The following is an 11,552-nucleotide window of genomic DNA, read 5'->3' on the forward strand; positions in this document are numbered from 1 at the left end:
CTGGTTCGCCGTCGGGTCAGGGGGTACGTCGGCAGCGGAGTCCGAAAGCGCCAGCCCAGTCGGGGTGATCGGCGATCAGCTTGCGTGCGTACAAGGCCGTGAAGTTGTTGTTCAGCCCGCGCAAGCCCTGCGGGAGTCGCCAACGCAGCGCTTCGAAGAGGGCATTCAGTCCGATGCGGGTAGCTCGCGCCGCTATCCGGTTTGCGGTGAGCCGCTCCAACGCGCGGTAGACATAGGGGTGTTCGGTGTCGAAGTCGTGGAACTGCTCCGTGATTGTTCGCCTGTCGATGCGAAGGCCAACAGGTTCGGGAAGCGGCAGGATGTCCTGCTTGACGGCGTGGGGCATGGGAATCGGGCAGCCCTCCAGGAAGGCGGGCGGGTGGGCGAGGCGGGTGCGAGGTGGAGGTCAGGCGGCTGACGGGCGCAGGTCCGGGAGGGTGCGCAGCCGGGTGAAGGCGGTGGCGAGGCCGACTGCCTCCAGGACGGCGCAGGCGGTGATCGCATGGCCGAGCTGGCTGGGCGGGATGGCGGCAACGAGCAGGCCGGCGACCGGGAAGGGCGTAAGGAGCAGCAGGATCGTCACCGCGAGGGTGTTGCCGAAGACGTCGGCGGGGATCAGGTGGGAGCGCAGGGTGCGCAGCACGACGGTCATGCCGCTTTCGCCGGCCATGAAGAGCGCGATCAGCGCCAGATAGGCGGGGTAGGTGTGCGTGAGGGCGAGGGTGAGGCAGGCCGAGGCCGTGATCGTCGCGCAGACGGCCCCGGCGGGCCACAGACCGCAGCGGTCGATGGCGTGGCGGCACAGGGAGATCGCGATCAGGGAGGCTGCGGCGGCTGCCGACCAGAGCAGGCCGACATCGGCGCTGGAGTGGCCGAACTGCTGGACGACGATCACCGGGGCGGCGGCCTGCAGGAGGCCGACGGCGAGGTTGGACAGCGTCAGCCCCGCGACGAGCCAGCCGAGTGCCGGCAGCGCGCGTAGGGTCTGCCAGCCCGTCTTCCATCCCTGCCGTACGGCCGCCGGAGTAGTGGCGTGCTGGTCGGTGTGCTGCTTGGGGGCGAGGGCGGCGGCGAGCAGGGAGAAGGCGGCGGTCGCGGCGAGCATGCCGGTGGCGCCGGTGTGCGCGAGGAGCAGTCCGGCGAGCGCGGGTCCGGCCAGAGTCGCCGTCTGATCGATGCCGAGGAGCACCGACTGCACACGGTGAGCACGCGCACCGGCGGTACGGCTTGCCAGCCCGCCTGCGGTTTCGGCCGCGACGTAGCTGAACTCGGTGAGCACACCGGTGCCGGCGGCGAGCGCCATCACCGTGATTGTCTTCCCCAGCCCGCCCGTCTGGGCCCCAAGGAGCAGCGCGGCGGCCAGCACGAGGGTGGCCCGGGCGGTGGCCGCGAGGCGGAAGACGCGGGTGGTGCCGTGGCGGTCGACCAGGGCACCAGCCACGGCGAAGGCCATCAGCCGCGGCGCCCATTCCAGGGCGAAGGCCAGGCCCGTGAGGGCCGCGGATCCGGTGGTGGCGAGGACCAGCAGGGGGATGCCGTACGTCGTCATGGCGAACGCGGCGGCGTCCATGCTGCGCGGGAGATAGACACTGCGCAGCAGGGGGGAAACCGGTCGGTGGGAGGGCCGGTTTCCGGTACGGGCTCTCACGCAGCGTGCTCCGTCTCATCCGCCGCGTGGGAGGAGCGGGATGCCACGGCGTTAAGGACCTGCGGATGCGTCTGGAGCCAGTCGGCCAGAGTCGTCCGCAGCTGACCAAGCGCGAAGGCCGCCTCGGTGGGGAGGACGGCGCCGTTGTCCCCGAGCAGTTTCAGGGTGTGCTGGACGCGGGTGACGAAGTCCCTCGCCGTGTTGGGGTATTGGTGAGTGCGGGACCAGCGGGCGACGGTGTCGTACACCGAGGCGAGTTCCTCGCCTGCTTCGGTGAGCCGGTAGCGGGCCGGTGCGTAGTCGGTGAAGTGCACCAGGCCCAGTGCGCGGGCGACGTCGATGGCGTAGCGCAGCTGGTGGCGGGTGAGGTCGCCGAAGGCGCCCTGGAGGCTGCCGCGTCGGTGGCTGATGGGGCCGTTGTCGTCGATCTCGCTGACCAGCCGGATCAGGGATGGCAGGGACAGGGTGTTGATGACCTGGCCGGTGTGCGGGTGGTTGAGGATCGTGGTGCTGGTCATCGGCGCGGGCCTCCTGCCGGAGAGATCGCCAGGGGGCGGGCGGGTATCGGGTGGGAGAAGAGGTCGCCGGGCTGCCACGGTGTGGTCGGGGCCTTGGCCATCTGGCCCGGGGCGGGCGCGGCCGGTGGCGCGGGCAGTCGGGACTGGGTGGTCAGCCATGGTCCCGAGCGGGCTGAGGAAGACGGTGTCAGGGCCTGGCCCCACAGGGAGTGGGTAGCTTCGGCGAGGGGGTATCCGGCCGCCCACGCGGAGAGGGCCTGGTAGACCGGGGCGAGGGCCTTCCCGCTGGCGGAGAGCTGGTAGTCGCCGGCCAGTGTGGTCTCGGCCAGCCCGTCGTCGATCACCCGGCGCAGCGGCGGGTAGACGCGGCTGAGGCTGTAGTGGGGCATGACCTCGGCGGCCAGTGCCTTGGCGCTCGCCGGCCCGCGGGCTTTCAGCGCCCACACCAGCGGCGTGGAATGTCGCGGGCTGATCAGAGCGATCGTGTCCTCGATGTTCTGTGCCACCGCGACCGGCTGCGGCTGAAGCTCGCCGGTGGCCTTGTTCCGTACGAGAGGCTTCTCCAGATGCGTGTCCCCCCAGGCGGCGAGCACGGGCAGGACGGGCATCAGGTCGGCGCCGCGACGGGTCAGTCCGTAGGTGACGTGCCGGGGGGTGTGCTCGGTGCGTTCGACGAGACCGGCGTCGACGAGCTTGCCCAGCTTCGGGTGGAGCTGGCCGTCCGCGAGCAGGGCGAGCTTTGCCTTGACCTCGCTGTAGCGCAGCGGCTGGGCGGCGAGGGTCATCAGCACCCACACGCTCCAGTTAGGGGCGAGCATCTGAAGGCTCTCGGTGACGCGGGACAGGTCGTTCAGGGTGGTGCGGGACAGACCGGTGGCGGCCAAGGGGGAATCTCCTCAGGCGGGGCGATGGGTCAGCGGGTACGGGCGACGGCACGCGCGGGAGCGGGAACCGGTGCGGCAGTGGGGGCGGCCGGCGCGGGCTCGGTCTTCGCGTCCGGGGCGGGGACGCGGTGCAGGCTGGCCAGGACGCCGCTCAGGGTCTTGGCGTGGGCGTCGCGGGTGGCGACGGCGTCGGAGATCCGGCGCGCGCAGTCGAGGATGTGACCTGCCTCGAAGGTGCCGATCTCTCGTTCCGGATCGGCCAGTTGAAGCAGCCGCTGGCGTTGGAAGTCGATGTTGCGCTCGGCGAACTGCAGGTCGGTGAGGCCGGCGATCAGGGCGGCGAGCATGCTGCCGTCGGGGTTGAGGCCAGCCAAGGTGCCGAGGTCGGCCAGCGGCTGGGCGTACAGGTCCTCGATGCGCTCGGCGATCGTCTGGGCCGTGGCGTCAGGTGCGGGCAATCGGGGCTTTCACGGTCGGGGCCCTCGCACTGCCCCGGCTCGGATGTCGGCCGGGGCAGGCGGAAGGGCGGTGGTGGTCGTCGGCTGCGTGAGCCGCACGGGTCGGCGTGGCACCGGCCCGGGTGGAGGCATGGTGCGCAGCAGCTGGCCGAGGGCGGCGACGTAGCCGTTGCGCCCGGCCAGGGCCGCCTCCAGCCACTGCGCGTCGAAGCGCAGGTCGTCGGCGGACAGTTCGCTCATGTCACGATCGGCGGCGGTGGCCTCGTGGACGCGGTCCCGTACCCAGGCCACCTGCTCCTCGGCCACCACGAGGAAGGAGCGCAGCTCCAGCGCCCGCCGCAGCGCCGCGGACGCATCGCGGCCGGACGCCTGCGTGTACAGCTCACGCACGGGGGCGCCGAACGTCTGCTCCAGCAGGCTGTCCTGGCTGGAGGTCTTGTCGGTCACGCTCACCGCGCCGCCCCGCGTACGGGGACCTGCGCGGTGTCCGGCACAGACGGTGCGGTGGTGGGCAGGGCCGGGCCCCGGCGGGCGGTGGGCGCCGACCCGCGCCACGCCCCCCCCGTTATGTTTTCCGCGGTCCTGCAAGGGGACCGCTGGCCTCCGGGCCCGGCATGACTGTTCCCCCCTGTCGAACGGATGACCTGGGGGGTGGTGTCACCGGGTCCGAGAGGCGCCGTTGGAGACGCTGATGAGAGGTCCGACCACCGCCTGGCCTGGCGCAACGCCCGGCCGCTCGCGGGCGGCAGGTCTGCATAACGTGGATGCGCGCACGACGCCAACGCCGAGGCCGGCACCGCACAACCCCGTTCGGGAGGACGGCTTGATGGAGTACGACGAGATAGGCGTCTTCCTGGGCCTGGACGTCGGCAAGAGCCACCACCACGGCCACGGACTCACCCCGGCCGGCAAGAAGGTCTTCGACAAGCAGCTGCCGAACACCGAGCCGAAACTGCGGGACGTCTTCGAGAAACTGAAGACCAAGTTCGGCGCCGTCCTGGTGATCGTGGACCAGCCTGCCTCGATCGGAGCCCTCCCGCTGACGGTGGCCCGCGACACCGGCTGCAAGGTCGCCTACCTGCCCGGCCTGTCGATGCGGCGGATCGCCGACCTCTACCCCGGCGAGGCCAAGACCGACGCCCGCGACGCGGCCGTGATCGCCGACGCGGCCCGCACCATGCCGCACACCCTGCGCTCGCTGGAACTCACCGACGAGATCACCGCCGAGCTCACGGTCCTCGTCGGCTTCGACCAGGACCTGGCGGCCGAGGCCACCCGCACCAGCAACCGCATCCGCGGCCTGCTCACCCAGTTCCACCCGTCCCTGGAACGCGTCCTCGGCCCCCGGCTCGACCACCAGGCCGTCACCTGGCTCCTCGAACGCTACGGATCCCCGGCCGCCCTGCGCAAAGCCGGACGCCGCAGACTCGTCGAGGTGATCCGGCCCAAGGCCCCGCGCATGGCCACACGGCTGATCGACGACGTCTTCGACGCGCTCGACGAACAGACCGTCGTCGTTCCCGGCACCGGCACCCTCGACATCGTCATCCCGTCGCTGGCCCGCTCGCTCGGCGCCGTCCACGAACAACGCCGGGCCACAGAAGCCCAGATCAGCGCCCTGCTGGAGGCCCACCCTCTTTCCAAGGTCCTGACGTCGCTGCCCGGCGTCGGCGTCAGGACCGCCGCCACCCTGCTGGTCACCGTCGGCGACGGCACCGGCTTCCCCACCGCCGCCCACCTCGCCTCCTACGCCGGACTCGCCCCGACCACGAAGTCGTCCGGGACCTCGATCCACGGCGAACACGCACCCCGAGGCGGCAACCGCGTCCTGAAACGCGCGATGTTCCTGTCCGCGTTCGCCGCCCTGCACGACACCGCCTCCCGCACCTACTACGACAAATGCCGGGCCCGAGGAAAAACCCATACCCAGGCACTTCTCCGCCTGGCCCGGCAACGGATCAACGTGCTCTTCGCGATGCTCCGCGACGGCACCTTCTACGAACCCAGAACCCCACGCCTCGCTTGACCAAAGACATAGAGGCACCCCCCCCCGGGCTGCGGTTCCCGATCGCCTGAGGGTCGAGGAGGTGGCGCACCGTCATGGCGCGTCCCTCCCGCACGGTGTGCGCGCTGTTCACCGAGTCCGCGAGCCGCATGACGTGTTCGGGCAGCTCGACGAATTCGCCGTCGGGCACCGTGTCGACGTGGTGGGCGAGGGCTTGGGCAAGGGCGTCTTCGGCCCTGTTCAGCACCTGCTGGGCCTCGGTAAGCAGCCCGTGCCAGCGCACGATCGTGGTGGCTTCCGGGTGGGCCTGCGGGGCGGCGACTACCGCGCGTCGCAGCTCGGCAATCGGCATCTGGAAGCGGGACTGGATCTGCTCGGTCAGGACGCCCAGCACGTCGTCGGCGTCAGGCACAGCGCAATTCCTTTCCGTTGAATTCGAGGAGACAGGGCGTGGCATTTCCACGGCCCAACCGCCTTACAGACGAGTGCGATTCAGGGCCGTTCGGGAGAGAGGGGCAGACTGGTTAGTCCAGGCACATGCGGACGTCGCGATAGACGTAGGTCCCGGAAACCCAGCCCTTGACGCCGGTGGTCTTGTCGGTGATGTACACCCACTTCGCACCCTTGGTGGTCTTGTGCACCGTGAACTTGTGCGACTTGTAGAGGATGCCGACGGCGGTGGACTTGGTCGTCGCCTTCTTGCGGATGGTCACGGCGTTGGTGCCGTGGACCGCCCACGGGAGGTATGGCTTGCTGGTGCAGGATGAGGCGGGCATCGCAGTGGCGACGGACGTCGGCGCTGCGGTGGCCGCAGAAGCCGACGCGAGGGGCAGGGCGAGCGCGCCGAGCAGTGCAGCGGCTATCGCAATTCGGGTTGAGCGCATGGGAAATTGAGCTCCATGTCAGGAAGAAGGAACAGAGAATTCAGGCCGGACAGTTGCCTGTGCGGGCTGGATTCAAGAGTCCGGAGAATCCCCGGTTTCGCTAACCGGGGATGGAGTGCTATGTTTCGCCGCCGCCGGACGGTAGCGGCGTGAATCGCCCGGAAATCAACGGGCGTTGCCGCAGCCCTCACCGGCCGGGCCGGCGCGGTGGTTCAGATGACACGACGCGTGCCGCAGCCACAGGCCGGGTGCCCTGGCGGGCAGGAGGCGCGGTCGTGGGCAGCGGGACGTCTTGGCCGCTCCAGTGCGCTTCCCACCACGTCGTGGCGGCTTCGAAGGTGGCGAAGCCGCCCTCGCGCAGGGTTCGTGTCCAGGTGTCGGTGTCGACTTCTTCCAGCAGCACCCGGAAGGGCAGGGGGACTCGTTCGTCCAGCGCCCGCAGCAGAACCGTGGTCTGCAGGGGCGCGTCGTCATTGGTGTAGCTGGTCAGGAGGGCGAAGTGATCGCCGTCGCCGCGCAACCGCTCCTCCAGGGCACGAGTGGCGTCGTCGGCGGGTGTGCCGCCCAGTCCCTCGGGGAGCAGGATCTTGTCCTCGGAGCAGCCGCGGGCCATCAGCCAAGACTGGGCCATCGCCGGCAAGGGCAGCGTGGCGTGGTCGAAGCGGAAGGTCCTTGTGGCGGTGTCGCGCCGGAGGTGGAGGGCGACGAGTTGGGCGTCACCTGGGATGCCCCAGGTGACGGCCCCGTTGTGGAGCACGAAGTAGCTGTGCCGGCCGTCGCTGGTGTGGTGCTTGGCCAGGACGGTGAGCTGGTCCTCGTCGATGCCGATGTGCTGCCAGAACTGTTCGTCGACGGAGTCGTTGACAGCCTTGTAGCCATCGAGACGGAAGTCCGGGGTGTCTTGGGCCATAGATGCTTTCGGATCGATCAGCGGTTGAAGTGGCGGTCCTGGCGCCCGGGTCAGCGGCGGGGGGCGGAAGAGGCTGGCCAGGTTCCGGGACGCTGCGCGGGCGGTGCAGTCGGCGTGGCCGGCCGGTGCGGTGCGGCGAGGAGCGCACGGCCGGTGTCGGTGAGGGTGACGGGCTGCCCGGCGTGCAGCGGATGGGCGTCGTCGCGCACGACGAGACCGGCCGCCTCAAGTCGCTGAAACTGGCTGTAGGCGAGGCGGGTACCGGATGCGGTCACGACCGACAGGCGCTGGGTGAGCAGGTGTTCGCGCAGCTTGGCGCCCTGGGCGATGGCCAGCAGGGCCGCGTGATCCGGCGCTGGCAGCTCCGCCGGCGGACCTGTTCCACTCGAACGAACGGCAGCCTCGATGGGTTCGAGCGCCACCACGACCTGTTGCTCGCGCTCGTCGCGGGTGGCGGCGGCCTCTTCCAGCGTGGCGACGGTGCGGTTGATGCGCGAGAACAGGGCCTGGTCGACCGCGAACTCCCCGGAGGCCAGCCGCTGGAGCTGGACTCGGTAGAAGGTCACGCCGTGTTCGGCCTGGACCAAGGTGCGGTGGGCGTCGACCAGGCGGCTGCGTGGCTCGTCGAGGAGGTCGCGGTCGCGGTGCTGCCACAGTTGGTCGATGCTGTGGCCGACGGCCAGCTCGATGCGGTGATCGAGCGCCGTGAGCGCCTTCTTCGCCGGCGCAGGGGCAGGGGTGGCAGGCATGAATAGGACTGGTTTCTCGGTGGGGGCGATCACGACGGCGCATGGTCGGCGAGGGTGTCGCCGAGGGGAATGCGGACATCGAGGTGAGAGCCGTCGCGGGTGTGTACGGCGGGGCCGAGCCGGGCGAGGAGGCGCAGCATCGGCGTGTTAGCGGCGTGGAGGTACGCAGTCAGGGTGTGGGCGCCACTGCGGCGGGCGTGGTCGGCGGCGTGCCGGGCCAGCAGGGTGCCGATGCCGCGGCGCTGGTGGGCGTCGGCGACCTGCAGTCCGAGATCGACGACGCCCGCTTCGTGGCTGACGAACCCGGCCGAGACCATCGCGAGCGGACGCCCCTCGGCGTCGAGGCCGATCCAGACATCGCAGTGGTCCAGCAGCCGGGTGAAGTCGCGATGGGTGATTCGGGTCCGCCCCCAGCGCAGGAGCAGGTTCGCCTCGGAGCAGTCCTGGTGGAGGGAATCGGCCAGCGGCCGGTCCGCCTCGGTCGCTGGGTGGATCGTGGCGAGAGATGGCTGGTGGATCAGGGGGCGAAGCCCTGCAGGGCGATCAGCACGGCACCGCGCCGGTACCCCTTGACTTCCCTGTCTTCGTCCATGGCGCAGGCGTACACGTTGTTCAGGGCCAGGAGCTTGGCCAGGCGGGCCTCGGTCAGTCCGGCGTACGGGCCGCGCCCGTCGGAGCCTCCGGCGAGGTCGCTGAGCAAGCCGATGAGGTCCGCTGCCGTCAGGGCGGGCGGATCGCCGGCGGCGGCGAAGGCGTCACGGCAGGCATGCAGGATCGTTTCGGGCTCGCTCCCACAGTGCAGCGCGAAGTCCTCCTGGGCTTCAGTGGCCTCGGAGACCGGCGCGCAGCAGCAGGGCTGGGACAACAGCCGGGTCAACTCCACTTCGAGCCGCAGGCGTTCGGCGAGCCGGTGGGCGAAGGTGTCGGGTCGTTCGATGGCGAGGACACCATCTGCGTGGTCGCCGACGAGGGCGTCGAGTGCCTCGTCGAGGTCGTAGCAGTCCCGTGCGATCTCCAAGATGGCCAGGTGATGCTGATTGGCGGACGGGGGCTCGACAGCCAGCGCCTCGGCGACACGGTCGAGGATGAAGGACAGGCGGGTCAACGGACAGGGCCTTTCAGGGGAGTGTGCGTGGGTGCGGCTGAGGGAAGGCAGGGCACCGCATAGGGCGGCGGGCCGGGCTTGGGGACCGGCGGCCGTTGCGTGTCCAGCTGCGGGGAACGGGCGCGGGCGGCGTGGGTGCGCGCGCCGGTCGGGCGCCGGGCGATACCGAGGCGGGCGCGGGCCGTTTCGTACACGTCATGCCGGGCGCGCGGGCGTACGGCGACGACGTGGATCTCGGTGCGGTGCGTCGCGCCGGGTGGGGCCGGGCGCTGGGCGTAGACGATGCGCCAGGCGTTGCGGTGATCGACGTAGAGCTTGCGGCACCCGGTCAGCTCCTCGGTCAGCTTGCCGCCGAACAACTGGGCGTTGACGACCTTCTGGAGCTGGTCGAGGGCCAAGTCGCGGATGTCGCCCGGGGCCTGGAGCAGGTCGGTCAGAGCTCTCGGGTCGAAGGACAGGCCGAAGGCCGGTCGGGGTTCGGGATCGCTCATGCGGCAGCCTGGCCCGGCTCGCCGACCGTGGGTGGCTCGTCGGCGGGGGAACTCGCCGCCCGAGTGGAGGGTTTGGGCCCGGGCAGCAGGCGGTGGGCGGGCCGGTCCGGGTCGGTCATACACGCGGACAGCGGCCCGCCGGGGGCGCGAACGGTGGTCATGGCATGGGTGAGGAAGTCACGGTGCCACACGAACAAGCCGCTGGGTCCGGCTTCGGGGTCCTTGTGCTGCTGGTAGGCCAGCCACAGGGCATGCAGCCAGGCGACGACACAGTCGTGTTCCTGCCACTGCTGGCACCAGGGCGTGGCTGTGGTGACCTCCGCGCCGTAAATGGGCATGAGGAAGTCGTCCACCCAGTCGCTGAGGCTGTCGAGTTCGTCCTCGTACTCCTCGCCGTCCAGTTCCAGGATCGGGCGCGGCTCCGGTGGGGCGGGCGGTACCGGCAGGCCGGCGAATCCCGGGAGGCCGAAGCCGTCGAACGCGCGTGGTCCGGGCTCCGTGGACAGGCTGTCGAGCTGCTGGGCCTGCTGGGCCGACTGCTTGAGCAGCTTGCGCACGCTGGCCTCGATACTTTCCAGATCCGTGTCCGGCAACCGGACCGGTTCCATTTCCCCGTCGTCGTTGGGGTTTATGGATTCAGGCACGAAAGGGTCCTCCTTGAAGCCGCTTCCCATGGGCTGGGATGGCGGCTCCAACCATCCGGAAGATCCCCGGTTTCGCTAACCGGGGATCCGGTGCTATAACGCTTGCGCTCATGACCGGGAAGGAATCCGGTAATTCAGATTCCGCCCAGGTCGGACAGCCCCTGCGGGTCAGGAGGACAGGACGAAGTCGTCCTGATTCAGGGTCTGTTGCAGGGTCTTGGTCAGCCGGTCGGCGGCGATCGTCGCGTAGTGCTCGGTCTTCTCGACGCCGATGAAGTCACGGCCTTCCAGAAGGGCGGCGACGCCGGTCGAGCCGGAGCCGGCGCAGAAGTCGAGCACCGTGCCCTGCTCAGGGCAGATCTTCACGAGCTCGCGCATCACCTCGACCGGCTTCTGCGTGATGTGCTGCCGGTTCTTGCCCGACGGCTGCGACGCGCTGTAGAGGCCGGGCAGGTAGACCGGGTTGCGGGAGGCGTCGATGGCACCCTTGGAGGCCCAGACGATGAACTCGCAGTTCTGCGTGAAGCGGCCCTTCTGGGGTCTGGCCTGCGGCTTGTGCCAGGCCAGCACACCACGCCACAGCCATCCGGCCGCCTGGATCGCGTCCGTCGTGGTGGGGAGCTGACGCCAGTCGGTGAACAGCAGCGCGGTGCCACCCGTCTTGGCGAGCCGGTGTGCTTCGGTCATGATCTGCGTCAGCCAGAACCCGTACGAGCGCTGGTCCATGTTCTCGCCGGTGAAGTCCGGCAGGTTATGGCCGGCGTCGGCGGAGGTGTACTTCTGCTTCGCGCTGCGGGAGGTGCGCTCCTTCGCCGTCCGGCCACCGGAGTTGTACGGCGGGTCGGTGATGACGGAGTCGACACAGCCTTCCGGCAGTTCGGCGAGGACGCTGAGCGCGTCGCCCTGGTGCAGGGAAAAAGGCAAAGAGATACCCCAATTTCGGGTCGGGTGAGATGAGGGGGGAAGACCTCCGGCTCACGCATGTAACCCCGGGCAGGCCGAATGCGGGCATGACGGCACCGCTGACCTACGAAATTCGGGTGGCGAGGGGAGGAGCCAAAACTGTAAGGCACGATCCCCGGTTGAGACGCATCGCCGCCTTCCAGCCCAGGAAGTCAGGGCTTGATCGCCCGTGATTTCGGCAACCGGGGATCCGCCCTTACTATTTTGGAACTGCCCGGCGAACACCGCCGATGGCGCAATCCCTGCACCTGCCTTCATGGAGATTTCCCCGTGCCACGGCACACGTGACCTGA

Annotated in this window: 16 protein-coding genes; 2 read left to right on the forward strand and 14 right to left on the reverse strand. The window is 69.9% G+C overall.

Annotated elements, in window-relative coordinates; genetic code table 11:
* Positions 1-16 precede the first annotated feature (16 nt).
* From SGFS_RS09925 to SGFS_RS09950, 6 genes are read right to left on the reverse strand one after another with little or no spacing between them, the layout of a single operon-like run.
* A complete protein-coding gene (locus SGFS_RS09925) occupies positions 17-346 on the reverse strand; it encodes a hypothetical protein (RefSeq protein WP_434026688.1) in 330 nt (109 codons plus the stop codon).
* Positions 347-406: 60 nt separating this feature from the next.
* Positions 407-1,648 (reverse strand): MFS transporter, encoded by a 1,242-nt coding sequence (locus tag SGFS_RS09930; protein WP_434026690.1) that lies wholly within the window; start codon positions 1,646-1,648, stop codon positions 407-409.
* Entirely contained in the window at positions 1,645-2,166 is a 522-nt protein-coding gene (locus SGFS_RS09935; RefSeq protein ID WP_286249436.1) for a hypothetical protein, read from the reverse strand. Before SGFS_RS09935 ends, SGFS_RS09930 begins: the two co-directional genes overlap by 4 nt.
* Positions 2,163-3,050 carry a winged helix-turn-helix transcriptional regulator gene (locus SGFS_RS09940; RefSeq protein WP_286249437.1) on the reverse strand — a complete coding sequence of 296 codons (888 nt, stop codon included), beginning with the start codon at positions 3,048-3,050 and terminating at the stop codon, positions 2,163-2,165. The genes SGFS_RS09935 and SGFS_RS09940 overlap by 4 nt, the downstream gene beginning before the upstream one ends.
* A 29-nt stretch (positions 3,051-3,079) precedes the next feature.
* Positions 3,080-3,508: a hypothetical protein gene (locus SGFS_RS09945; protein WP_286249438.1), complete on the reverse strand. Its 429-nt coding sequence runs from the start codon at positions 3,506-3,508 to the stop codon at positions 3,080-3,082.
* 9 nt (positions 3,509-3,517) lie between these two features.
* On the reverse strand, positions 3,518-3,961 hold the full coding sequence (locus SGFS_RS09950; protein WP_286249439.1) for a hypothetical protein: 444 nt from the start codon (positions 3,959-3,961) through the stop codon (positions 3,518-3,520).
* 373 nt (positions 3,962-4,334) lie between these two features.
* Between SGFS_RS09950 and SGFS_RS09955 the strand changes: the two genes are divergently transcribed.
* Both SGFS_RS09955 and SGFS_RS09960 read left to right on the forward strand, forming a co-directional pair.
* Positions 4,335-5,534 carry an IS110 family RNA-guided transposase gene (locus SGFS_RS09955; RefSeq protein WP_020133560.1) on the forward strand — a complete coding sequence of 400 codons (1,200 nt, stop codon included), beginning with the start codon at positions 4,335-4,337 and terminating at the stop codon, positions 5,532-5,534.
* A 133-nt stretch (positions 5,535-5,667) separates the two neighbouring features.
* Entirely contained in the window at positions 5,668-5,946 is a 279-nt protein-coding gene (locus SGFS_RS09960) for a hypothetical protein (protein ID WP_286249440.1), read from the forward strand.
* A gap of 91 nt (positions 5,947-6,037) precedes the next feature.
* On the opposite strand, the gene SGFS_RS09965 is transcribed toward SGFS_RS09960, so the two are convergent.
* The 8 genes from SGFS_RS09965 to SGFS_RS10000 all read right to left on the reverse strand — a co-directional run bounded on the left by SGFS_RS09965 (position 6,038) and on the right by SGFS_RS10000 (position 11,220).
* Positions 6,038-6,397, reverse strand: a complete 360-nt coding sequence (locus tag SGFS_RS09965; protein WP_286249441.1) for an SH3 domain-containing protein — start codon at positions 6,395-6,397, stop codon at positions 6,038-6,040.
* 187 nt (positions 6,398-6,584) lie between these two features.
* Positions 6,585-7,307: a hypothetical protein gene (locus tag SGFS_RS09970; RefSeq protein ID WP_286249442.1), complete on the reverse strand. Its 723-nt coding sequence runs from the start codon at positions 7,305-7,307 to the stop codon at positions 6,585-6,587.
* A gap of 50 nt (positions 7,308-7,357) precedes the next feature.
* Positions 7,358-8,056 (reverse strand): hypothetical protein, encoded by a 699-nt coding sequence (locus SGFS_RS09975; RefSeq protein WP_286249443.1) that lies wholly within the window; start codon positions 8,054-8,056, stop codon positions 7,358-7,360.
* Between the two features lie 29 nt (positions 8,057-8,085).
* Positions 8,086-8,655, reverse strand: a complete 570-nt coding sequence (locus tag SGFS_RS51365) for a GNAT family N-acetyltransferase (protein ID WP_350284084.1) — start codon at positions 8,653-8,655, stop codon at positions 8,086-8,088.
* On the reverse strand, positions 8,574-9,161 hold the full coding sequence (locus SGFS_RS09985) for a hypothetical protein (protein ID WP_286249444.1): 588 nt from the start codon (positions 9,159-9,161) through the stop codon (positions 8,574-8,576). Before SGFS_RS09985 ends, SGFS_RS51365 begins: the two co-directional genes overlap by 82 nt.
* Positions 9,158-9,652 carry a type II toxin-antitoxin system RelE family toxin gene (locus SGFS_RS09990; protein ID WP_286249445.1) on the reverse strand — a complete coding sequence of 165 codons (495 nt, stop codon included), beginning with the start codon at positions 9,650-9,652 and terminating at the stop codon, positions 9,158-9,160. Before SGFS_RS09990 ends, SGFS_RS09985 begins: the two co-directional genes overlap by 4 nt.
* On the reverse strand, positions 9,649-10,260 hold the full coding sequence (locus tag SGFS_RS09995; RefSeq protein WP_286259874.1) for a DUF4913 domain-containing protein: 612 nt from the start codon (positions 10,258-10,260) through the stop codon (positions 9,649-9,651). Before SGFS_RS09995 ends, SGFS_RS09990 begins: the two co-directional genes overlap by 4 nt.
* A 204-nt stretch (positions 10,261-10,464) precedes the next feature.
* Positions 10,465-11,220, reverse strand: coding sequence for a DNA-methyltransferase (locus SGFS_RS10000; protein WP_286249446.1), 756 nt, complete (start codon positions 11,218-11,220; stop codon positions 10,465-10,467).
* Positions 11,221-11,552: the final 332 nt, after the last annotated feature.

The organism is Streptomyces graminofaciens (assembly GCF_030294945.1).
Taxonomy (GTDB): Bacteria; Actinomycetota; Actinomycetes; order Streptomycetales; family Streptomycetaceae; genus Streptomyces; species Streptomyces graminofaciens.